16 protein-coding genes are annotated in these 22,216 nt (G+C 65.5%); 5 read left to right on the plus strand and 11 right to left on the minus strand.

Annotation, left to right across the window (positions count from 1 at the left end):
• Positions 1-6: 6 nt before the first annotated feature.
• From NV382_RS18050 to NV382_RS18065, 4 genes are all read right to left on the minus strand, one after another.
• Positions 7-1,485, minus strand: a complete 1,479-nt coding sequence (locus tag NV382_RS18050) for a tryptophan halogenase family protein (RefSeq protein WP_260598165.1) — start codon at positions 1,483-1,485, stop codon at positions 7-9.
• 14 nt (positions 1,486-1,499) lie between these two features.
• Positions 1,500-2,531: a cupin-like domain-containing protein gene (locus tag NV382_RS18055; RefSeq protein WP_260598166.1), complete on the minus strand. Its 1,032-nt coding sequence runs from the start codon at positions 2,529-2,531 to the stop codon at positions 1,500-1,502.
• Between the two features lie 5 nt (positions 2,532-2,536).
• Positions 2,537-3,256 carry a SapC family protein gene (locus tag NV382_RS18060; protein WP_260598167.1) on the minus strand — a complete coding sequence of 240 codons (720 nt, stop codon included), beginning with the start codon at positions 3,254-3,256 and terminating at the stop codon, positions 2,537-2,539.
• A 134-nt stretch (positions 3,257-3,390) separates the two neighbouring features.
• Positions 3,391-6,576 carry a TonB-dependent receptor gene (locus NV382_RS18065; protein ID WP_260598168.1) on the minus strand — a complete coding sequence of 1,062 codons (3,186 nt, stop codon included), beginning with the start codon at positions 6,574-6,576 and terminating at the stop codon, positions 3,391-3,393.
• 232 nt (positions 6,577-6,808) lie between these two features.
• On the opposite strand from NV382_RS18065, the gene NV382_RS18070 reads away from it, so the two are divergent.
• Together NV382_RS18070 and NV382_RS18075 are read left to right on the plus strand one after the other, a co-directional pair.
• On the plus strand, positions 6,809-7,831 hold the full coding sequence (locus NV382_RS18070) for a LacI family DNA-binding transcriptional regulator (RefSeq protein ID WP_260598169.1): 1,023 nt from the start codon (positions 6,809-6,811) through the stop codon (positions 7,829-7,831).
• 80 nt (positions 7,832-7,911) lie between these two features.
• Positions 7,912-10,455, plus strand: a complete 2,544-nt coding sequence (locus NV382_RS18075) for a glycoside hydrolase family 3 protein (RefSeq protein WP_260598171.1) — start codon at positions 7,912-7,914, stop codon at positions 10,453-10,455.
• Between the two features lie 308 nt (positions 10,456-10,763).
• Here NV382_RS18075 and NV382_RS18080 read toward each other — a convergent pair whose 3' ends face one another.
• The 6 genes from NV382_RS18080 to NV382_RS18105 form a co-directional block, all read right to left on the minus strand.
• Positions 10,764-10,973 carry a DUF4287 domain-containing protein gene (locus NV382_RS18080; RefSeq protein ID WP_260598172.1) on the minus strand — a complete coding sequence of 70 codons (210 nt, stop codon included), beginning with the start codon at positions 10,971-10,973 and terminating at the stop codon, positions 10,764-10,766.
• Positions 10,974-11,053: 80 nt separating this feature from the next.
• A complete protein-coding gene (locus NV382_RS18085) occupies positions 11,054-11,368 on the minus strand; it encodes a YdeI/OmpD-associated family protein (RefSeq protein WP_260598173.1) in 315 nt (104 codons plus the stop codon).
• 384 nt (positions 11,369-11,752) lie between these two features.
• Entirely contained in the window at positions 11,753-12,697 is a 945-nt protein-coding gene (locus NV382_RS18090; RefSeq protein ID WP_260598174.1) for an alpha/beta hydrolase, read from the minus strand.
• A 1-nt stretch (position 12,698) separates the two neighbouring features.
• Entirely contained in the window at positions 12,699-14,006 is a 1,308-nt protein-coding gene (xylA, locus tag NV382_RS18095; RefSeq protein ID WP_260598175.1) for a xylose isomerase, read from the minus strand.
• Positions 14,007-15,467: a xylulokinase gene (xylB, locus tag NV382_RS18100; protein WP_260598176.1), complete on the minus strand. Its 1,461-nt coding sequence runs from the start codon at positions 15,465-15,467 to the stop codon at positions 14,007-14,009.
• Positions 15,468-15,472: 5 nt separating this feature from the next.
• The gene (locus NV382_RS18105; protein ID WP_260598177.1) at positions 15,473-16,570 is read right to left on the minus strand and encodes a glycoside hydrolase family 43 protein; all 1,098 of its coding nucleotides are present in this window, start codon (positions 16,568-16,570) and stop codon (positions 15,473-15,475) included.
• Positions 16,571-16,758: 188 nt separating this feature from the next.
• Between NV382_RS18105 and NV382_RS18110 the strand changes: the two genes are divergently transcribed.
• The 3 genes from NV382_RS18110 to NV382_RS18120 all read left to right on the plus strand — a co-directional run bounded on the left by NV382_RS18110 (position 16,759) and on the right by NV382_RS18120 (position 21,162).
• Positions 16,759-17,841, plus strand: coding sequence for a LacI family DNA-binding transcriptional regulator (locus NV382_RS18110; RefSeq protein ID WP_260598178.1), 1,083 nt, complete (start codon positions 16,759-16,761; stop codon positions 17,839-17,841).
• 78 nt (positions 17,842-17,919) lie between these two features.
• Positions 17,920-19,698 (plus strand): IlvD/Edd family dehydratase, encoded by a 1,779-nt coding sequence (locus NV382_RS18115; RefSeq protein WP_418066710.1) that lies wholly within the window; start codon positions 17,920-17,922, stop codon positions 19,696-19,698.
• Between the two features lie 36 nt (positions 19,699-19,734).
• Positions 19,735-21,162, plus strand: a complete 1,428-nt coding sequence (locus NV382_RS18120; RefSeq protein ID WP_260598179.1) for a sugar porter family MFS transporter — start codon at positions 19,735-19,737, stop codon at positions 21,160-21,162.
• A 253-nt stretch (positions 21,163-21,415) separates the two neighbouring features.
• Here the strand turns inward: NV382_RS18120 and NV382_RS18125 are convergent, their stop codons facing one another.
• Entirely contained in the window at positions 21,416-22,198 is a 783-nt protein-coding gene (locus NV382_RS18125) for an SDR family NAD(P)-dependent oxidoreductase (RefSeq protein ID WP_260598180.1), read from the minus strand.
• Positions 22,199-22,216: the final 18 nt, after the last annotated feature.

Genomic DNA, 22,216 nt, shown 5'->3' on the forward strand with positions numbered 1-22,216 from the left:
AAAGCGTCAGGTTGCCGAGACGTATCGATCGACGAAGGCCTGATGCGCGGGCAGGCGCCGAACCTGGCCGGCAATGCCCTTCGCCAGATCGCCCAGCGCACCCGCCAGCTGCGCCGGCGGCATCAGCCGCGCCACCGCATGGAAACGCGCCGGCGTCACACCCTGGCCGAGCATCACTTGCAGCCAGGAACTCACCCGGAACAGCTCGTCCGCGCCCTGATAGGCATGCGCATCCTCCTCGAACAAAGCGATGCGCGCCTTCAACGTGTCGGGGATCTGCATCTCGCGGCATGCGCGCCAGAACGGTTCGTCGCGCGCGTTGAGGTGGTAATGCATGACGATGAAGTCGCGCACATCCTCCAGCTCGTGGCGGGCCATGGCGTTGAACCGCGCGGAGATGGCGGGCGTGCTGCCGCCGAACGGAAAGAGCTGCACCAGGCGGGTCAGCGCGGTCATGACGAGATGGATGCTGGTCGATTCGAGCGGCTCGACAAAGCCCGAGGCGAGGCTGAGCGCGACGCAATTCTTCTCCCACGCGCGCATCCGGCGCCCGGTGGCGAAGCGGATCAGCCGCGGCTCGACCAACGTCTCGCCTTCGACCGAGCCGAGCAGCAATGCCTGCGCCGCATCGTCGGACAGGTAATCGGCGCTGTAGACGATGCCGTTGCCCATCCGGTGCTGCAACGGGATGCGCCATTGCCAGCCGGCCTGGTGCGCGATCGCACGGGTATAGGGCAAAGCGGGGCCGGTCGAGCGGGTCTGAACCGCGAGCGCGCGGTTGCTGGGCAGCCAGTGGCTCCAATCTTCGTAGCCGATGCCCAGCGTCTCGCCGATCAACAGCGCGCGAAAGCCGGTGCAATCGATGAACAGGTCACCTGCGACGCGCTCGGCCGATGCCAGTTCCAGGGCGACGATCTCGCCGCTCTCGCCATCCTGTTCGACCCGTGCGATCCGGCCTTCGATGCGCTTCAGGCCCGAGGCTTCGCAGCGCTCGCGCAGGTAGCGGGCATAGCGTCCGGCATCGAAATGATAGGCGTAATTGACCTGCGCATCGCCCCCGATCGCGAAGCGCCCGGCCTCGGCGGCTTGCGCCTCGTAGCAATAGGCGTCGATTGGGGAGGCACTGCCGTCTTGCCGCGCGGCGAGCCAGAAATGCTGAAAGTCGCCCATCCAGGTCGATTTGCCGACATCGCCGAACGAGTGGATGTAACGCGAGCCGGGTCGTGTCCAGTTCTCGAAGGCGATGCCGAGCTTGAACGTCGCGCCGGTCGCGCGCACGAAATCGCGCTCGTCGAGCCCGATCAGCGCGTGAAAGGCGCGGATCGTCGGGATCGTCGCCTCGCCCACGCCGACCGTGCCGATCTCCTCGGACTCGACCAGGGTGACATCGACCAGCTTGCCCAATTGCCGCGTCAGCAGCGCCGCGGCGAGCCACCCCGCCGTGCCGCCGCCGGCGATCACCACGCGAGTCTTGGGTGTGTCCATGGCTTGTTCCCTCCTCACCGATTGAGCCGCTGCAGCAGTTTGGCGCGCAACCGGCGCGCGGCGATTGTGTCGAGCGGTGCCAGCTCGCCGCGGGCCTGGGGTGGCAGGTGCTCGGCTGCGCGCGCGGCATCGCCAAACACGTAATAGTCGAACAGCGCCTGCCATCCTGCTTTCTCGTGCGCCGGGCGGTCGCGCAGGCTGAGCAAGGCGTGCAGCAAGGTGTTTTGCGGCGTGTCCATGAAGCTTGGCGACGTGTTCCACCAATAATTGATCATCGCATTGAACGGATCCAATGCTTCCACTTGATGCCACCACAAAGCGGGGTAGATCAGCGCGTCGCCGGGTTCCATCTCCGCCACCTCGGCCGCTGCCAGCGCCTCGGCGAAGCGGGGATGGCGTGCGAGATCGGGCGCGTTGAAATCGACGGTGGAGACGACTTGGCCGGCCGGCGTCGGATCAAGCGGGCCGGGATACAGATTGGCGACCTGATCGGGCGGGAACAAGGTAAAGCGCCGACGCCCGACCAGGGTGACGGCGATGTTGTTCGACATGTCGTAATGGGCCGCCGCGGTCGTGCGGTTGCCAATCCAGATGCTGACCAGCGGGGGATGATCCTGCAATTCGGCATCACCGAACGGCAACGCCGCTTGCTCCCTGAGACCGGGCAGATACTGGTCGATATCGGTCGAGCCGATATAGATGGAGGGGGACGCTGCATCGTCCAGGCTGGCCAGAAGGCGATCGAGATAGCCCGACAGCGATCCGCGTTCCCTGGTGAAGTTGAGCGCGGTGAAATCGTCGGCATAGCCGAACCGCCCGCCGATCGCCGGATCACCGACATAGGCGGTGACCGGGCGGCCGCCATCGAACTGCTTGAGCCAGGTGATCGCCGACTGCGCGCTTTCCATTCCCGCCGCGACGAGCGGCACGTCGCGAGCGATCCCGCGCAGAATGGCGGGGCGGCCGTCGGCGATCAACTCGCCCACCGGCAGGGTGCTTGCGTCCGCCGCCTCGATCACGCGCGTCCGGCGATTGATGGCGGGCATCGGGATCAGCCGCTTGTGCTCAGCAGCTGTTGCTTGCGGGCAATCAGCTGCTGAATGTTGCCGAGCGAGGCCGCGACGAGGATCGCGAGGCGCAAGATGCCCGAACGGTGCAGCCGTTCGAGCGGCTCGCCCGCCAGCGCGGCGAGTTGCTCGACATCAACCACCAGCACGTCGGGCACGGTATAGCGGCGCTCCTCGCTGACATCGATGGTGAGCGTGACCGTGGCAAGCAGCCCCGCGTCATCGAGCGCGGCATAGGCCGCCGGCGCACGCGCCATTTCGTCGTACAGCAGCCGCAGCACGCCCGTGATATGCTCGAGGTAAGGCGTGTTGCCGCCATGCTCCAGGAACATCGGCAAGCCCGCGTCGTCCCCGACGCGCGGATCGTCCATATCGACATGGAGCATTGGCTCGCCGGGCTCGTTGTCCTCGCCCCGTGCGATGCCGATGGAGAAGGGGCCGCGGCGGTGGCTTGCGGGGACATAGCGGCTTGTCCAGCGATCGCCGGACAGAAACAAATTCTCGTCGCTGTCCAGGCCCAGCAGGGCATAAGCCTGCAGTCCGGTTTCACGGCGGCGGAAGACGATGGCGAACTCGCGCTGCAATTCCTCGAATTCGGCCGGGAAGACCAGCGCCTGGTTGGCGGCGTCGCCGAATGCAGCGCCGGCCCGCGGGCTGACCCGCAGATCGGCATGGTCGATATTGTTGATCTGTACGGGGTTCATCCGCTCCGGTCCTGTTTCTGCTCAGGTCTAGCAGCGCGATGGCGACGACAAAAGAAAAAGGCCGCTACACCAGCGCGTCGCGGCCTTTTCTCAACCTTGGTCGGGAGTGGGGCAAGCCCCACTCCCGGAGCCGATCAGAACCGGAACCGCGCACCCAGCCAGTAACGCGGCTTCAACTCCTGCACGAACACCAGGTTGGTCTTCGTGCGCGCATATTGACGGAACGACTCGCTCGTCAGATTTACGGCCTCGAGCGACAGCGAGATGTTATCGGTGATGTCGTAGCTGATGTTCGCATCCAGCGTCCCGAACGCCGCAGTGAACAGCGGGTTGCGGTTATCGCCCTGGTTTGTAGCCGCGAGATATTTGTCACGCCAATTGTACGAGACGCGCGCCGAAAGGCCGTTCTTTTCGTAGATGCCGGTCAAGTTGGCGCTATCACCCAGACCTGTCAGTGCGAAGATGTTGACGCTCGGATCAGCATAGGGATCCACATTCACATCGCCGTCGACCTTGGTGTACGAGACTGCGAATCCGAAGCCGGATCGACCGAAGAAGTTGGTCCAGGCGAGTTCGAAGCCGTGCAGGTTGGCCTCGCGATTGTTGATCGGCTCACTGATCGCGAAGTTGACGAGCGGGTCGTTGGCATCACCGACGAGGTTAACGGCCAGCGCGAGGTCGTTGTAGAAGGTTCCGCGGAACTGACCCGTGGCGGGGTCGAATGCATTCTGGAACGCTGCCGTCGCTGCCGCCTGGTTGCCGCCATTCTGCTGCAACAGCGCGGAATAGGCGAACAGATTCTCGTCGGTCGTGGCGATGTTGTTGGTTCGCAGATAGTCCAGCGCGATGCCGGACCGCGACCCTGGGGCACCCGCTCCCGGATCTCGCAACCCGAACAGGTTGCCGTTGGTCACCTGGTTGCCGACGAAGTTGCGCACGTTCTTGTTGAAGAACCCGACCGAGACGAAGCTCGTGGGCTTGTAGTACCACTCGAGCGACACGTCGAAATTGTCCGACACCAGTGGCAACAGCGCCGGATTGTGACGCGATGCGGGCGCAGTACCCGAGCCCAGCACGGTCGGGCGGTTCGGCTGGTTGGCCGTCACGGAGGCAAACAGGTCACTATATTCCGCGCGGGCCAGGGTCCGGCTGAACGACGCGCGCGCCACGACGCTGTCCACTACTTCGATATTGAAGTCGAGCGAGGGTAGCAGATTGTCGTACTTCGACTTCACGTTCACCGCTCCACCGGCTGCGCCGCCGAGGACGGCGAAATCGTTATCCGACTGCCATTCCAACGCCGCCGGGATCGTCTGTAGAGCGAGCGAGTTGACTCTGGTCTGCTCGTAGCGAACGCCGATCAGGGCGTTGGCGTTTCGCCCGCCGATGTCGCCGTGCCAGGCCATCTGCCCGTAGACCGCCCAAGTCTTCTCGTTCACCGTGTCATCCGACGAACCCTGCACGACTCTGCTACGCCCTGGCACGTTTGCATAATAAGGCGAGAAGATGTTGAGCAGGTTGACCGCGTCCCCCCGGAACGCGACCAGCGCGGACCCGGTCGAGTTCGGGTTGTATTTGTCGAACTTGCACGTCAGGCAAAACGTGCTGACAAGATCGCCGGCCTGGGTCGCGACCAGACCGGTGTCGGTGATGCCCCAGTCACCCAACAATTGCTGCGTGTTGGAAGTGGCCGAACGGGTCTTCGAATCCACGTAATTGCCGCCGAACACGAAACGGCTCTCGTTACCCAGGTCCCAGCCCAATTCCGCGTTGAACTGATTGACCCTCGCTTCCTGGCGGGAGAAAATCTCGCGTGCGATCTGCGTACCAAGATCGCCGAGGTCGAGCTGGTTGTTGCAATTGCCACCCCGGCCGCCGTTCGTCGCATTGCAATCGTTCAACGTTTCAGACTGCTGCGGGAAGCCGTTCGAGAAGTCGACGCGGTGGGTCGCACGGACGGGCGCGCCGATCGAGATCGTCGTTGCAGAGGTGCCGTTCGAATTGTCGGGATCGGTGGTCGACTTCGAATGGTTCGCGTCGAGCTTCAGCGATAGTGCGTCGGTGAAGTTCCACTTCACATTGCCGCCGACCGAGTACAATTCCGTCTTCGTGGCGAACCGCTGCTGCTCGTACCCCTTGTCCGCTTGCTTGGCCTCGGCGAGGATGATGGCGGTTTGCATCTGCTTGTTGTCGTCGAACGTGACGTCGGTGAACGGCCGCTGGAACCAGTTGGTCTGCTCGCTGCGCTCGTCGCTCAGCTTGTTGCGCGCATACAAACCATCGATCGTGATCTCCAGCTGGTCGGTCGGCTTGAACTGAATGTTGGCCTGACCATTGATGCGCTCGCGGCGGTTCTCGGAGAATTGATATCGGCTGTCGTTCGGAATCTGCACATAAGGCGTGGTCGGACGATTGGTGATGTTCGTGGTGGGCGTAATGTACGTGGTCGAGTTCAGGAAAGTCGCCAGCGGTACGATGTTCCAATAGTTCGGGTTGGACTGGACCGAGGCGGACTCACGTAGCTGATAGCTGCCGAAGACATTGACGCCGAAGGTCTGGTCGGCATTCTTCCAGTTGACCAGGCCCGAGAATTCCGGGGTGATCTTCTTCAGATCAGACTCCGCATCCTCCACCGAGCTGTCGTAGAGCGCCTTGCCGCCGATCGATCCGGACAGGCCGTCTTCGCGCGCGTCGAGCGGGCGGCGCGTGACCACGTTGATCGAGGCACCGATGCCGCCCGATGGGATGTTCGCACGGCCGGTCTTGTACACCTCCAGCGTGGAAACGCCCTCCGACGCCAGATTCTGGAAGTCGAACGAGCGGCCGGTGCCGACCGCGAATGCGTTGCCGGTGCTGAGGTCGATGTTGGTCGAGGCCAGTTGGCGACCGTTCAGCGTCACCAGATTGTAGTTGCCGCTGAAGCCGCGAACGGCAACCGTCGAGCCTTCGCCGTTGGAGCGGCTGATCGACACGCCGGTGATGCGCTGCAAGGACTCGGCCAGGTTGGTGTCGGGGAACTTGCCGATATCTTCGGCGGAGATCGCATCAACGACGCCGGCAGAATTACGCTTGATGTCGATCGCGCGATTGAGGCTGGCACGAATGCCGGTGACGACGATGTCGTTCTCAACACCGGCATCCTGCTCTTGACTGGAAGGCTCCAGGGTCGAGACGTTGCCGGCTTGGCTGGAGCCCGGCTGCGCGTTGCTGGGCGACTCAGCTGGCGCGACTTGTGCGGCGGCGGGCAGCGCCAGTCCAGCGACCAGTGCCAGACCGGAAGTCGAACGCGCGAGCGCAGCGATGAGCGTGGTAGCCTTCATGATATCCCCTCCTGATGTCGACGATCGTTGTCGTCGCTCGGGCCGTTACGGTCCGAATCTGCTTAGGTGATAACGCTACCAAATTGTCTTTCGATGTCAACGGGACCACCAATACTTAATTCATAGTTTCTCCCAACTAGGTCGATCCGTTGCCAAAATAGCACGCAGCTAGACCACCAGGAATAAGGTGCGTATGTCAACGTGGTCAGTCGACGAGAAAGTTGCATGTGCCTTGACCATCCATAAGCGACGCACGACGATCATCGACGTGGCGCGGTTGGCTGCCGTGTCGAGCAAGACCGTGTCGCGGGTGATGAACGGCGAGCCGCATGTCACCGATGATGTGAAGCGTCGGGTCAGAGCGGCGGCCGATTCACTCAATTACTATCCCAACATCATGGCTCAGGCGTTGGTCAATCGGCGCTCGCATCTCATTGGATTGGTGTACGAAAATCCGTCGCCGAGTTATGTCGTCGAATTGCAGATGGGCGTGTTGCAGCGCTTGCGCGACGAACGATACCGCATGGTGGTGGTGCCGGTGATGTCGATCTCGGAGCGCGCGCGCGACGTGGTGCAGCTGTTGCGCTCGGCGGCGCTCGACGGCGTGGTGCTGGCCCCGCCGGCCTCCGACCATCCCGAACTGCTCGCCGATCTGGCCGCCGCCGGCATCCGCTGCGCGCGGATCGCGCCGACCCGCGCGCTGGATGCCGCGCCCAGCAACGTCGTCGACGATGTCACCGCAGCGCGCGAGATCGCGCAATATGTGATCGGGCTCGGCCACCGCGACATCGCGATCATCAAGGGCGACCCGACGCATGCCGCGACCGAGGCACGCCTGCTCGGCTACACACAGGCGCTGCATGCCGCCGGTGTGCCGATCCGTCTGGACTGGATCGAGGGCGGCATGTTCACGCGCGCGAGCGGGGAGGCGGCTGGACGTCGGCTGTTGTCGCAGCAGGACCGGCCGACCGCGATCCTGGCGCAGAATGACGACATGGCCGTCGGCGCGCTGATGGCCGCGCGCGTGCTGGGCTTGCGCGTGCCCGAAGACGTGTCGATCGTCGGCTTCGACGATTCCGAAGTCGCGCAGATCAGCTGGCCACGCATCACCACGGTGCGTCAGCCGGTGTTCGAGATGGCCGTCGCCGCGACCGACATGGTGCTGGCGCAGCTGAACGGTGGCACCGTGACCATGCGGCGTAACCATGCGCACGAACTGATCATCCGCGAATCAGCCGCGGAACCGCTGCGCTGAGCTGGCTTGTTCGTTGACAACGTTGACATAAACGAAGCATGGATTGGCTGAGAAAAGACGTCACCGGAGAGGACCCAAAGATGCGCCAGAAACACGACAGGCTTCGTACGCTCCTGCTGAGCGCCGCCACGGTGTCGGCAGCGCTTGCCGCCCCTGCACTGACATGGGCGCAGGTCGCGCCCGCGCCGCAGAGCGCGACGCCGGCAGTGGTGCCGCCAAGGCCGTCGTCATCGGTGGTGCATCCCGCGATCTGGCCGAAGGTATCCTGGCCGATCAAGCGCGACGCCAAGATCGAGGCGCGCATCGCCGATCTGCTGCGCCGCATGACGATCGAGGAGAAGGTCGGCCAGGTGATCCAGGCCGACATCGCCAGCGTCACGCCCGAGGACGTCAAGCGCTACCATCTGGGGTCGGTGCTGAACGGCGGCAGCTCGGGGCCAGGCAATGACGATCTGGCACCGGCGCAGAAATGGCTGGAACTGGCCGATGCCTTCTATGCCGCCTCGACCGATCGCAGCGCGGGCGGCGTGGGCGTGCCTGTCATCTGGGGCACCGATGCGGTGCACGGCCACAGCAACATCGTCGGCGCGACGCTGTTTCCGCACAATGTCGGGCTGGGCGCGGCGAACGATCCCGACATGATCGAGCGCATCGGCGCTGCGACGGCGGCCGAGATCCGCGTGACCGGGCAGGAATGGACCTTCGCGCCGACCATCACCGTGCCGCAGGATGCGCGCTGGGGGCGGACCTATGAGGGGTATTCGTCCGATCCCGCGCTGGTCGCCAGCTATGCCGGGCGGATGATCCTTGGTTTGCAGGGCGCGCCGGGCAATCGCATCCTGGCGGGTCCCCACGTGCTCGCCAGCACCAAGCATTTCATCGCCGATGGCGGCACATTCGAAGGTCGCGACCAGGGCGATGCGCGGATCAGCGAGGAGACGCTGCGCGACGTGCATGGCGCGCCTTATGTGCCGGCGATCGGCGCGGGCGTGGGCACGGTGATGACCAGTTTCTCGAGCTGGAACGGCACCAAGATCGCCGGGCATCATGGCCTCGTTACCGACGTGCTGAAGGGACGGATGGATTTCGGCGGCTTCGTGGTGACCGATTGGAACGCGCATGGCCAGGTTGCCGGCTGCACCAATGCCAGCTGCCCGCAGGCGATCAATGCCGGGATCGACATGTACATGGCGCCGGACAGCTGGCGCGCGCTGTACGGATCGCTGCTGGCGCAGGCCAAGGACGGCACGGTGCCGGCGGCGCGGTTGAACGATGCAGTGGCGCGGATCCTACGCGTGAAGCTGCAGATCGGGCTGTTCGAGGCGGGCAAGCCATCGTCGCGGCCGCTGTCGGGGCAGTGGCAGTTGCTGGGATCGGCCGAGCATCGCGCCTTGGCGCGCGACGCAGTGGCGAAGTCGCTGGTGCTGTTGAAGAATACCGGCGTGCTGCCGCTCAAGCGCGGGGCGAACATCCTGGTCGCGGGCGATGCGGCGGACGATATCGCGCGCCAATCGGGCGGCTGGACCTTGAGCTGGCAGGGCACGGGGCTGACCAACGCCAACTTCCCTGGTGCGACATCAATCTGGAGCGGCATCCGCCAGGCAGCCGCGCAGAGTGGCGGCTCGGCCGAGCTGTCGCCCGGCGGTACGTTCGCCAAGAAGCCGGATGCGGCGATCGTGGTGTTCGGCGAAACGCCGTATGCCGAGTTCCAGGGCGACATCAAGGCGCTGCAACTGCGCCCCGAATTGCGCGCGCCGCTGGCGACGATGCGGCGGTTGAAGGCGCAGGGCATTCCAGTGGTGGCGGTCATGCTGACCGGACGACCGCTGTTCGTGGGACCCGAACTCAACACGGCGGATGCGTTCGTCGTCGGCTGGTTGCCGGGCAGCGAAGGGGCAGGGATTGCCGACCGGCTGTTCGCGCGCGCCGATGGCAGCGCGCCGGGCTTCACCGGGCGGCTGTCGATGGCGTGGCCGGCTACCGCGCGGCCGGGCGGGCCGACCTTGTTCCCGTTGCGCTATGGCCTGAGCGGCACCGAGGCGCCGATGCCGTGGAAGCCGGTCGGCGAGGATGCCGGCGTTGCTGACGATGATACCGGCGGCATCTATTTCGCCGATGGCGTGCCTGCCGCGGGCTGGTCGCTGTCGGTCGGCAATGGCGAGAGCGACACGACGCGGATCACCACCGTGCCGGCGCAGGCGCTCGCCGGCCGCGTGCGGGTGACGGCGATCGACGCGCGCGTGCAGGAAGGCGGTCGCGCGTTCGACCTGCGCGGCGGCGGCCCGCAGGTGGTGTCGCTGAGCCCGGCGGCGTCGCTGGATTTGTCACGCGAGGCCAATGGCGACGTGATGGTGGTGGCGACGATGCGCTTCGACAGCGCGCCGGCGAGCGATGCGCGCATCGTGGCGCGATGCGGCGCGACCTGCGGTGGCGCAGCGATCCCGCGCGATGTGGCGCAGGGCAAGTGGCTGACGGTGGGCGTGCCGCTGCGTTGTTATGGTGCGGCGGGCGCGATCGCGCAGGTGGCCACCCCGTTTGCGATCAGCACGCGCGGCGCAATGAAGGTCGCGGTGGCGCGCGTGGCGCTGGGGACGGCGGCTGACCGGGTGCTGAAATGCGACTGAGGGTGGGTTGCTACTGGTTTGCTGGTAGCGGCTGAGCCGACAGCAATGCTGTTCCCCGGCGGACGCCGGGGTCCAGGCGGACAGGTGGTGGTAACGAAGCGCGGCGCGCTTCATTGACGTTTCGCTCCTGGGCCCCGGCCTTCGCCGGGGAACAGCGATGCTTGCTGAGCTCAGCCTTTCCCTTCGTGTCGGGCGAAGTCGAGACACTGCGCTCCGAGCGGTGTCTCGACTTCGCTCGACACAAACGGCGGGGGTTGGTCGCGCGGGTCGTGCTCATCACGTGGGCCGGCGATCCACCGTGTAATCAATCAGCTTTTTGCTGCCAAGGTATGTGCGACCAAGGCGTTGGCGTGTCCGTGACCCATGCCGTGGTCGTTCTTCAGCATCGCGACCAGATTCATGTGCTTTGCCGGCAAGTGCCTGCGGATGAGATCCTGCCATTCCGCGATCGGCCTGCCGTATTTCTTTTCGATAGAGGGAAAGTAGGATGTAGGTCCTTTGGTCGGTTCATCGGCCATGGTCGCTCATTCCCCATCTTGTGCACCGCCAAAGCATCTTTGCTTTCCACCGGCAGGATCGCAAGAGCAACGCCGCGGGATCACAATCCGGTCTTCGGCTGGCGATCGATCAGGACCGCCTGTTGCCATCGGCCGGGCGCCTTGTCGGTGCGGTGGATGCATCCGGGCCAGCAACAAGGGCGCTTCTTGCCCTCCCGCAATTCTTCGCAGGTGCGGTGGATGCGGCGTTGGCGAGTTGCCGGCTGTTTCGCATCATCGACCCAGCAAATGAACTCGTTGCGCCCGAGTGGCGTCAAGCTTTCCCAGAGCGTGAAGACTTGTGGGTCGGCGCGCACGGCCGCCTGTAGATCGTCGCTTGCTTCGTGGACGGTGCCTTGGGGGAATGCGCTTGCCACGAGACCTCCGGGTGCTGGTGGTTGAGCTTGCTATCCTAGGCTGTGATTGTTCTACATCAACCCGTTCGGGTCGACGGGCATCCGGGTACTACAGGAGGACTTTACCTAATATCCGTTCGTGCTGATTAGAGACCGAGTAGGCCGTAGGCCGTATCGAGGGCTCCTATCGAAGCACTTTGGAGCGCGGTATCGCGTGTCCTTCGATACGCCCTCTCGATACGCGCTTCGCGCTACTCGATGGCTACTCAGGACGAACGGGGAGGGGAGAGGTTAGGTAACGCTCGTCACCGCGCAGGTATCTCGACTTCGCTCTATACGAATGGGAGGGTGATCACGTCCGGGTCGTCATGCTGTAATGCGCTGTAGCAGGATTGCTGCCAGCCGCTATCTGTTCGTCGAGCCCGGTGCCCGCCCTCGTTCCACATGCTTGCGCGCCTCCAGCCAGCCGCCATCGGCCAGCCAGTCGGCTAGGCGATCGGGCCAGTGCAGGATCGAGATCCGGTTGCTCTCGTCGAGATTGAAGGCGTGGTCGGCCTCGGCATACATGTGGAGTTCGGCCGAGACGCCGGCTTTGCGCAACTGCTCGTAGAGCGTCACCGCGGGGGCGGCGCAGCAGGCGTCCAGCGAGCCGGCGGTGATGAAGGCGGGGGGTGCGCTCGCCGCGGCCTTGGCGGGGATGCCGAGCGGTCCGGGGAAGACGAGCACCTGGAAGTCGGGACGTGCACTCAGGGCGTCGATCGCATCGGGTTTGTAGGCGGCGCGAGTACGCGGCGGCGGGGCGGGATTGTCGGCGACCAGCGAGACGAGTTCGCCGCCGGCGGAGAAGCCCATGATGCCGACGCGTGCCGGATCGATGCCGTAGCGTGTGGCATTGGCGCGCACCCAGCGGATCGCGCGGCGTGCATCGTCAACCGCGTCGCCCTCGATCGAGTAAGGCGTGCCGGGTTCGCGCGCGAGGCGGTATTTGAGCACGAAGGCGCTGACGCCGTAGCGGTTGAGCGCGGTGGCGACGCGGGTGCCTTCGTTGGTCCAAACCAGCAGGCGGTGCCCGCCGCCGGGCACGATGACGATCGCCGCGCCATTGTTGTGCTCGGGGGCCGCGGGGAAGGCGAGTAGCGAGGGGGCGTGCACGTTGCGCACCCAGTAATCGCGGCCGATCTCCGCCTCCTTGGCGCGGGCGGCGCTGCCGGGGGCGCCGCCCGGCCACAACGCGATCGCGTCATAGCGGGGCGGCGGCACGGGGGCGGGGTCGTCCGCCGCGCCGATCAGGACAAAGGGCAGCGCCAGCACCAGGCGTGTCCACCACGCGCGCGGGCGCGCCCAGGTCATATCAGAGGAACCGGTTGATGAGGTTCTCGATGCGCTCCTGCTGGCCGGAACGGGGCTTTGGATCGATGTTCCGCTCGACCGCGAGATCGGCGATTTCCGCCAGGCTGCGGCTGCCGATATCGGTGCCGAAGCCGCTGTCCCAGCCGGCGTAGCGATCGGCGCGGATGCTATCGAGGCGACCGTCCTCGATGATCGCGGCGGCGTTGAGCAGGCCCTTGGCGACGACATCGATGCCGCCGACATGCCCGTAGAACAGATCGGCCGGATCCATGCTCTGGCGCCGTACCTTGGCATCGAAATTGAAGCCGCCGGTGGTGAAGCCGCCAGCGCGGATGATCTCGATCATCGCCAGCGTCAGTTCCTCGACCGAATTGGGGAATTGATCGGTGTCCCAGCCATTCTGCGGATCGCCGCGATTGGCGTCGATCGAGCCGAAGATGCCGAGCGCGCGGGCGGTGGCGATTTCGTGTTCGAACGTGTGGCCGGACAACGTGGCGTGGTTGGCCTCGATGTTGACCTTGACCTCGTTCTCCAGGCCGTAGCGTTTGAGGAAGCCGTACACGGTCGCGGTGTCGAAATCGTATTGGTGCTTGGTCGGTTCGTGCGGCTTGGGTTCGATCAGGATCGTGCCGGTGAAGCCGATCTTGTGCTTGTGCTCGACCACGAGGCTCAGGAAGCGGCCGAAATTATCGAGCTCGCGCTTCATGTCGGTGTTGAGCAGCGTCTCGTACCCCTCGCGACCGCCCCACAGCACGTAATTCTCGCCGCCCAGGCGGTGCGTGGCTTCGAGCGCGTCGCGGACCTGCAATGCGCCGAACGCGAACACTTCCGGATCGGGGTTGGTGGCGCCGCCGGCGGCAAAGCGCGGGTGGCTGAACAGGTTGGCGGTGCCCCACAGGAGCTTGCGGCCGGAGGAGGCCTGGAGCTGTTCGAGATGGTCGACCGCCTCGGCGAAGAAGCGGCGATGCTCGGTGATGTTGGCGGCGTCGGCCATGACGTCAACGTCGTGGAAGCAGTAGAAGGGCACGTCGAGCTTCTGGAAGAAGTCGAACGCGACCTCGCGCTTCTCGGCGGCCGCCGCGCTGTCGTTCGCGCCGCGATGCCATGGGCGATCGAAGGTGCCGCCGCCGAACACGTCGCTGCCGGGCCAGCAGAAGGTGTGCCAGAAGCAGGCGGCGAAGCGCAGATGCTCCTCCATCGTCTTGCCGAGCACGACGCGCTTCTTGTCGTAGAAGCGATACGCCAGCTCGTTGCGGCTGTCGGGGCCTTCATAGGCGATCGGGGCGATATCGGCGAAGAAATCGGACATTTACGCGTTCCTTGGGGAGATTTTGGGGGTGATGCGGGAATAGGCCTGGCGAAAGGCGGCTTTCTTGGCGGCGAGCGCCGAGATCAGCGCCGGATCGGGCGATACGGTGTGCGAGACGGGCGGGGCGACGCAAACGGTGGTGGGGTCGCCGCGGTCGACCGCCAGCTGTGCAAGGCGGGCGGCGCCGAGCGCGGGGCCGACTTCGCCGCCCTGCAGATAGACGAGTTCGACCTCCATCGCGGCGGCAATGACGCGGCCCCAATAGCTGGAGCGCGCACCGCCGCCGATCACCGACAGGCGATCGACCACGGTGCCGGCCTCGCGCAGCACGTCGAGCCCGTCGGCGAGCGCGAAGGCGACGCCTTCGAGCACCGCCTCGGCCAGGCGGCCGGCATCGGTATCATTGTCGAGATTGAGGAAGGCGCCGCGCACGTCGGCATCGTTGTGCGGCGTGCGCTCGCCCGAGAGATAGGGGAGGAACAGTTCCGGGCCGCTTGCGGGGCCAGCGGCTTCGGCGCGGGCGAACAGGTCGGCGGCACCTGTCGCACCGGTGATCCGCGCGACCCAGTCGATGCACGAAGCCGCCGAAAGGTGGACCGACATCTGGTGCCACATGCCCGGCAGCGCGTGGCAGAAAGCGTGCACCGCGCGCGCCGGATTGGGGCGGAAGTCGTCGGTGGCGACGAAGATGACGCCCGACGTGCCGAGCGACAGCAGGGCATCGCCATCGCGCACCACGCCGACGCCGATCGCGCCTGCGGCATTGTCGCCGCCACCCGCCGCGACGGGTACCTGGGGCATACCCCACAGTTCCGCGATGTCGGCGCTCAAGGTGCCGGTGATCTCGGAGCCCTCGAAAAGCTTCGGCATCTGCGCTTGCGTGAGCCCGCAGGCGCCAAGCAGCACGTCGCTCCAGCGGCGCGCGCCAACGTCGAGCCACAGCGTGCCGGCGCTGTCCGACAGATCGGAGGCCTTGTCGCCGGTCATGCGCAGGCGGACATAATCCTTGGGCAGCAGCACGGTCGCTACCTGCGCGAAGATCTCCGGTTCATGCGCGCGCACCCAGAGCAATTTGGGCGCCGTGAAACCGGGCATGGCGATGTTGCCGGCGATCGCGCGCAGATCGGGCACGGCCTGTTCCAGCGCGGCGCATTCGGCAAAGCTGCGGCCGTCGTTCCACAGGATTGCGGGCCTGAGCGGCCGGTCATCGGCGTCGAGCAGGGTCGCGCCGTGCATCTGCCCGGCAAGGCCGATGCCGCGCACTGCCCGGCGCACGCCCGGATCGATCGCCTGCACCGCGGCGATCGTCGCGCGCCACCACGCCTCCGGATCCTGTTCAGACCAGGAAGGATGCGGCCGTTGCACGGTGAGTGCGGCAACGCCTTGCCCAGCAACGCCGCCCGCTTCGTCGAGCACGACGGCCTTCACGCCGGACGTGCCGATATCGATCCCCAGGAACATGCCGATCAGTCTTTGAAGGGGTTGATCGGCCGGATCGTACCGTCGGCATTGAAGAACATCTCGGTCATCTTGGCCGAGCGCAGGTGGTTCTTATTCGACAACTGCGTGTCGTGGTAGAACAGCCACCAGCGGTTCTGGAACTCGATGATCGAATGGTGCGTGGTCCAGCCCTGCACCGGCGCCATGATGTGGCCGGTGTAGCGGAACGGGCCGTACGGATTGTCGCCGATCGCGTAGTTGACGAAGTGCGTGTCGCCGGTCGAGTAGGTGTAATAATATTTGCCGCCGCGCTTGAACATGAACGAGGCTTCGAAGAAGCGCCGGTCATGGTCGCCGCCGAGCACGGGCTTGCCGGCTTCGTCGAGGATCTGCACGTCGCGCGGTGCCTCGGCGAACTGCTTCATGTCGGCGGTCAGGCGCGCGACCTTGCCTGATAGCGCTGGCTTGTCGTCCTGGCGGAGGTCGGTGTCACCGGCGTCCGCATCGAACTTTCCGGTCGCCCAACGCTGCAACTGGCCACCCCAGATGCCGCCGAAAAACATGTAGCTCTGGCCGTCGGTGTCGGTGAACACCGCGGGGTCGATCGAGAAGCTGCCGCGGATCGGTGCGGCCTCGGCCTTGAACGGGCCGGTCGGCGACTTGGAGGTGGCCACGCCGATGCGGAACACGCCCTGTTTGTCGCGCGCCGGCATGTAGAGATAATAGGTGCCGTTCTTGTAGGCGGCGTCCGGCGCCCAGGTCTGCTTGGAGGCCCAGGGAATGTCCTTCACGTCGATCGCCACCGGATGCACGGTGACCGGACCGCCCGGGCGCGCCATACTGAGTACGCGGTAATCGTGCATGGCATATTGGTTGCCGAGATCGTCGTCGGGAATGCCGGCATCGACATCGTGGCTGGGATAGACGTAGATCCGGCCGTTGAAGACATGCGCGGATGGATCGGCGACGAAGATGTCCTTGACCAGAGGCTGCGCGAGATAGCGCTTGCCCTCCGGGCTGCGCTGTTCGGCGGTCTTGGTTTGCGCGAGCACGAGCGTGCCCGCCAACGCGAGCGGCAGAGCCAGGAGCTTGGCGATGGTGTAGCGCATAATCTTCGGGTCCATCCTAATGGCGATCTTCTGCGAGATCTGTCGTGGGCATCAGATAGCGCTACCATATCGGCCGATCCCGACCGGAGCAAGGGGCGAGGGCAGGCGGCGCCATACCGGTTCAGGAATTACCGTCTGCGTACGCGAGCGGGCATTTCACCTCCGACACTTGCGGGAGGCGATGGTTGCGCTACTCGTGCGGCATGGAACCCGGTCAAACCAACACCAGAACATCACGTCGCGCCGGTGGGGCACCGACGATCGGCGATGTCGCCAAGCGCGCGGGCGTATCGCCGATGACCGTCTCCCGCGTGATCAACGGCGAAAGCAATGTCCGGCCGGCGACGCGCGACGCGGTGAATGCAGCGATCTCGGCGATGAATTACGCGCCCAATCCGGCGGCCCGCAGCCTGGCCGGCGCCGGGCAGACGCGCATCGGCCTGCTATACAGCAATCCCAGTGCCGGCTTCCTGAGCGAATTCCTGCTCGGCAGCCTCGACCAGGCGGCGCGCAGCGACGTGCAGATCATCGTCGAGAAGTGCGAATTGGGCGAGCACGAAATCGAGGTGACCAAGCATCTGATCGATGGCGGGATCGACGGCATCGTCCTGCCGCCCCCCTTGTGCGAGGCAGAGGCAGTGCTCGAGCTGCTGGCCGCGGCGCGCGTGCCGACCGTCACCGTGGCGAGCGGTTGCCCGTCGAAGAACGTGCTGGCGATCCGCATCGACGACCGCACGGCGGCATTGACGATGACGCGACACATCATCGCGCTTGGCCATCGCCGCATCGGCTTCATCACCGGCAACCCCAATCTGTCGGCGAGTGCGCAGCGGCTGGAAGGCTATGGCGCGGCGCTGGAGGAGGTCGGGGTGGAGATCGATCCCGATCTGATCACGCATGGCCTGTACACCTATCGATCTGGGTTGGATGCGGCCGAACAATTGCTCGACCTGGAAGAAGCGCCGACCGCGATCTTTGCCTCCAACGACGACATGGCGGCGGCGACGGTGGCGGTGGCGCATCGCCGCGGGCTGGACGTGCCCGGTGACCTCACGGTGTGCGGGTTCGACGATACGACCCTGTCGACCGCGATCTGGCCGGAACTCACCACGATTCATCAGCCGATCGCCGACATGTCGCGTGCCGCGGTCGAATTGCTCGTCTCGACGATCCGGCAGTCGAAGGGGGGCGGGCGAGCCGAACCGCACCGGCTGCTCGATTTCACGCTGATCCGCCGCCAATCCGATGCCGCGCCGCGGCGGCGGCCGGCGGTGCGGCGCACTTGACCACATGATATTTCGTGGTAGCGATAACAGCGGTGCTGCGCCGAACTAAACGGTCACGTGCCTGAGGGAGAGTGAAACGTGTCTCGCGTACCGGTCCGTCCCTTCCGCTCGCGCGACTGGTTTGCCGATCCGGCACGGTCGGACATGACGGCGCTCTACCTCGAACGGTTCATGAATTACGGGCTGACCGCCGACGAGCTGCGATCGGGCCGCCCGATCATCGGCATCGCCCAGACCGGCAGCGATCTGTCACCGTGCAACCGCATCCATCTCGATCTGGCGCGCCGGGTGCGCGACGGCATCCGCGATGCAGGCGGGATTGCGATGGAATTTCCAGTGCACCCGATCTTCGAGAATTGCCGCCGCCCGACCGCCGCGCTCGACCGCAACCTGGCCTATCTCGGGTTAGTCGAGACGCTGTACGGCTATCCGATCGATGCGGTGGTGCTGACCACCGGGTGCGACAAGACCACGCCATCGGGGATCATGGCGGCATCGACCGTCGATATCCCGGCGATCGTGCTGTCCGGCGGGCCGATGCTCGACGGCTGGCACGAGGGTGAGCTGGTCGGATCGGGCACGGTCATCTGGCGCTCGCGGCGCAAGCTGGCGGCAGGCGAGATCGACGAAGAGGAATTCCTGCGCCGCGCGACGGACAGTGCGCCATCGGCCGGGCATTGCAACACGATGGGCACGGCGTCGACGATGAACGCCGTGGCCGAGGCGCTCGGCCTGTCGCTGACGGGATGCGCGGCGATCCCCGCGCCGTACCGCGAGCGCGGTCAGTTCGCGTATGAGACCGGGCGCCGCATCGTCGAGATGGCGTATGAGGACCTGCGCCCATCGCATATCCTAACGCGCGACAGCTTCCTGAATGCGATCCGCGTGGTGACGGCGATCGGCGGATCGTCCAACGCGCAGCCACACATCCACGCCATGGCGCGGCATGCCGGGGTGGAGATCAGCGCAGCGGACTGGTCGGAACACGGCTACGACCTTCCGCTGCTGGTCGACGTGCAGCCGGCCGGGCGCTTCCTGGGTGAACGGTTCCACCGCGCCGGCGGCGTGCCGGCGGTGATGAACGAGCTGTTGGGCGCGGGGAAGCTGGATGGGGCATGCCTGACGGTGACCGGGCGGACGCTGGCGGAGAATCTCACCGGCCGCATGGCGAGCGACCGCGAGGTCATCCGCGCGTTCGACCAACCGCTGAAGGAGCAGGCCGGGTTCCTGGTGCTGTCGGGCAATCTGTTCGACGTGGCGATCATGAAGACGAGCGTGATCTCGCCGGCATTCCGCGAACGCTATCTGCAGCGCGAGGGCGGGCCCGACATGTTCGAGGCGCGTGCGATCGTGTTCGACGGTTCGGACGATTATCACCACCGGATCAACGATCCAGCGCTGGATATCGACGAGCATTGCATCCTGGTGATCCGCGGGGCGGGGCCGATCGGCTGGCCGGGATCGGCCGAGGTCGTCAACATGCAGCCGCCCGATCACCTGATCCAGCGCGGCATCATGGCGCTGCCGACGCTGGGCGACGGGCGGCAATCGGGGACATCGGACAGCCCGTCGATCCTGAACGCCAGTCCGGAAAGTGCGGTCGGCGGTGGATTGTCGTGGCTGCGAACCGGTGACATGATCCGCATCGATCTGAGGGCCGGGCGCTGCGATGCGCTGGTCGACGAGGACGAGATCGCGCGGCGGCGGACGGGACCGGCGCCGCCGGTGCCGGAGAGCCATACGCCGTGGGAGGAATTGTACCGCGAGAAGACAGGGCAGCTCGGCGATGGCGCGGTGCTTGATTTCGCGGTCAAATATCGTGGTATTTCGGCCAGGACACCACGGCACAATCATTAGCATCAGACCGGCACGGCCGGCCAAGGGGAGAGGATTATGACGGATACGGCAAGGGGCGATGCGGCAGCGGCGGCGGTAAACCACCGCTTCATCGCCGGGATCGTCGCGGCGGCGACGATCGGCGGGTTCATGTTCGGATATGATTCGGGCGTGATCAACGGCACGCAAAAGGGGCTGGAATCGGCATTCGACCTCGGCAAGTTTGGGATCGGGGTTAATGTCGGTGCTATCCTGGTCGGGTCGGCGATCGGCGCGTTCGGGGCGGGGCGGCTGGCCGATGCGATCGGGCGGCGCAACGTGATGATGATCGCGGCGGTGCTGTTCCTGTTCAGCGCGATCCTGGCCGGGGCGGCTAACGGTTCCGAAGTGTTCATCTTCGCGCGCATCGTGGGGGGCCTGGGCGTCGGCGCGGCGAGCGTGATCTCGCCGGTGTACATCTCGGAAGTCACACCGGCATCGATCCGCGGGCGCCTGTCGAGCGTGCAGCAGGTGATGATCATCACCGGGCTGACCGGCGCGTTCGTCGCCAATTACGTCGTTGCGCGCTATGCCGGCGGCTCGACCGCGGAATTCTGGCTGGGCTATACCGCCTGGCGCTGGATGTTCTGGCTGCAGGCGATCCCGGCGGCGATCTATCTGCTCGCTTTACTGGGCATTCCGGAGAGCCCGCGCTTCCTGGTCGCCAAGGGCCGGGACGACCAGGCGCATGTCGTCCTAACGCGGCTGTTCGGGCGGGTCGAGGCCGATCATAAGGTGGTCGAGATCCGCAACTCGCTGGCGGCGGACCATCACAAGCCCAAGCTCAGCGACCTGATCGACAAGAGCACCGGCAAGGTCCGCCCGATCCTGTGGGCGGGCATTGGGCTGGCCGTGTTCCAGCAGTTCGTCGGCATCAACGTGGTGTTCTATTACGGCGCAGTGCTGTGGGAAGCGGTCGGCTTTACCGAGAACGATGCGCTGCAGATCAACATCCTGTCGGGTGTGCTGTCGATCGCGGCGTGCATCTTCACGATTGCGACGGTCGATCGGATCGGGCGCAAGCCGCTGCTGCTGGTGGGGTCCGCCGGCATGGCGGTGACGCTGGCGACGGTGGCCTATGCCTTCTCCACCGCGGTGACCGCAGCAGACGGCTCGGTATCGCTGCCGGGCAATAGCGGGCTGATCGCACTGGTGGCGGCGAACCTGTACGTGATCTTCTTCAACGCCAGCTGGGGCCCGGTGATGTGGGTGATGCTGGGCGAGATGTTCCCCAACCAGATCCGCGGATCGGGGCTGGCGGTATCGGGCTTTGCGCAGTGGATCGCCAATGCCGCGATCTCGGTCAGCTTCCCGTCGCTGGCCGTGTCGCCGGGGCTGGCGATCACCTATGCCGGCTATGCGACGTTTGCGGCGATCTCGTTCTTCTTCGTGAAGGCGATGGTCAACGAGACGCGCGGGCGCGAATTGGAGGACATGGCGGGCTGATCGATCCCGGTCTGGTCGCACGAAAAGGGGCGCCGCAACATTGTTGCGGTGCCCCTTTTCATTTCCACGAGTGATGACCGCTTAGATCAGGATGGCTTCACATCGGAGCGGATGGATCAATCCGCCGTCATCAAGCTCCAGGCGCTCAGGACAAGCGCCAGCGCGCTGGACGGTGCTTCGATACGAGCCCTCGGTACGGCCTTCGGCCTACTCGGTCTCTACTCAGCACGACGGGCGGTAAGCTGACCGGGCTCTAGCGCCAGCCGGCATCGACCCAGTAATTGTGGCCGGTGCACATGCGGGCATCGTCGGAGGCGAGGAACAGCGCCATCGCGGCGATGTCGGAGGGCTGGATGCGGCCGTCCAGGCATTGTGCGGCGACGATCTCGGCCTCGCCTTCGGGCGTGTACCATTTTTCCTGGCGCGGGGTCTGGACGTTGCCGGGGATGATCGCGTTGACGCGAATGCCGTCGCGGCCGAGATCGCGTGCCAGGCTGCGCGTCATGCCCTCGATCGCGGCCTTGGCGGTCTGGTAGAGGATCAGGTCATTCAGCGCGAGGTGCCAGCTGATCGACCCGAAATTGACGATCACGCCGCGGCCGGCCGCCTTCATCGCGGGCACCACGGCCTGCGCGGCGAAGAACAGGTGGCGCAGATTGACGTTCATGCGCTGGTCCCAATAGGCCGGCGTCACGTCCTCGATGCTGTGGCGATCATCGTTGGCCGCATTGTTGATCAGCACGTCGATACCGTCCAGCTGGTCCATCAGCCGCGCGAAGGTGACGTCCAGCGCGGCCAGATCGGTCAGGTCGAGGTGGTGGAAGATCGGTGCGTGCGCGGCGTGCGGGGTGAGGCGGGCGACGAGCGCCTGGCTGTCCGCCTCCGCCACGTCGACGAAAGCGACCCGCGCGCCCTGTGCCACGAACGCCTCGACCAGCCCGGCGCCGATGCCGGAGCCGCCGCCGGTGATGATGACGCGCTTGTCGCGGAGCGAAGGGTAATGTGCGCTGCGGTGGGTATCGGCATTGTGGGACACGTGGATTTCCTAGCTAGA

It is taken from the genome of Sphingomonas endolithica (genome assembly GCF_025231525.1).
Classification (GTDB): domain Bacteria; phylum Pseudomonadota; class Alphaproteobacteria; order Sphingomonadales; family Sphingomonadaceae; genus Sphingomonas; species Sphingomonas endolithica.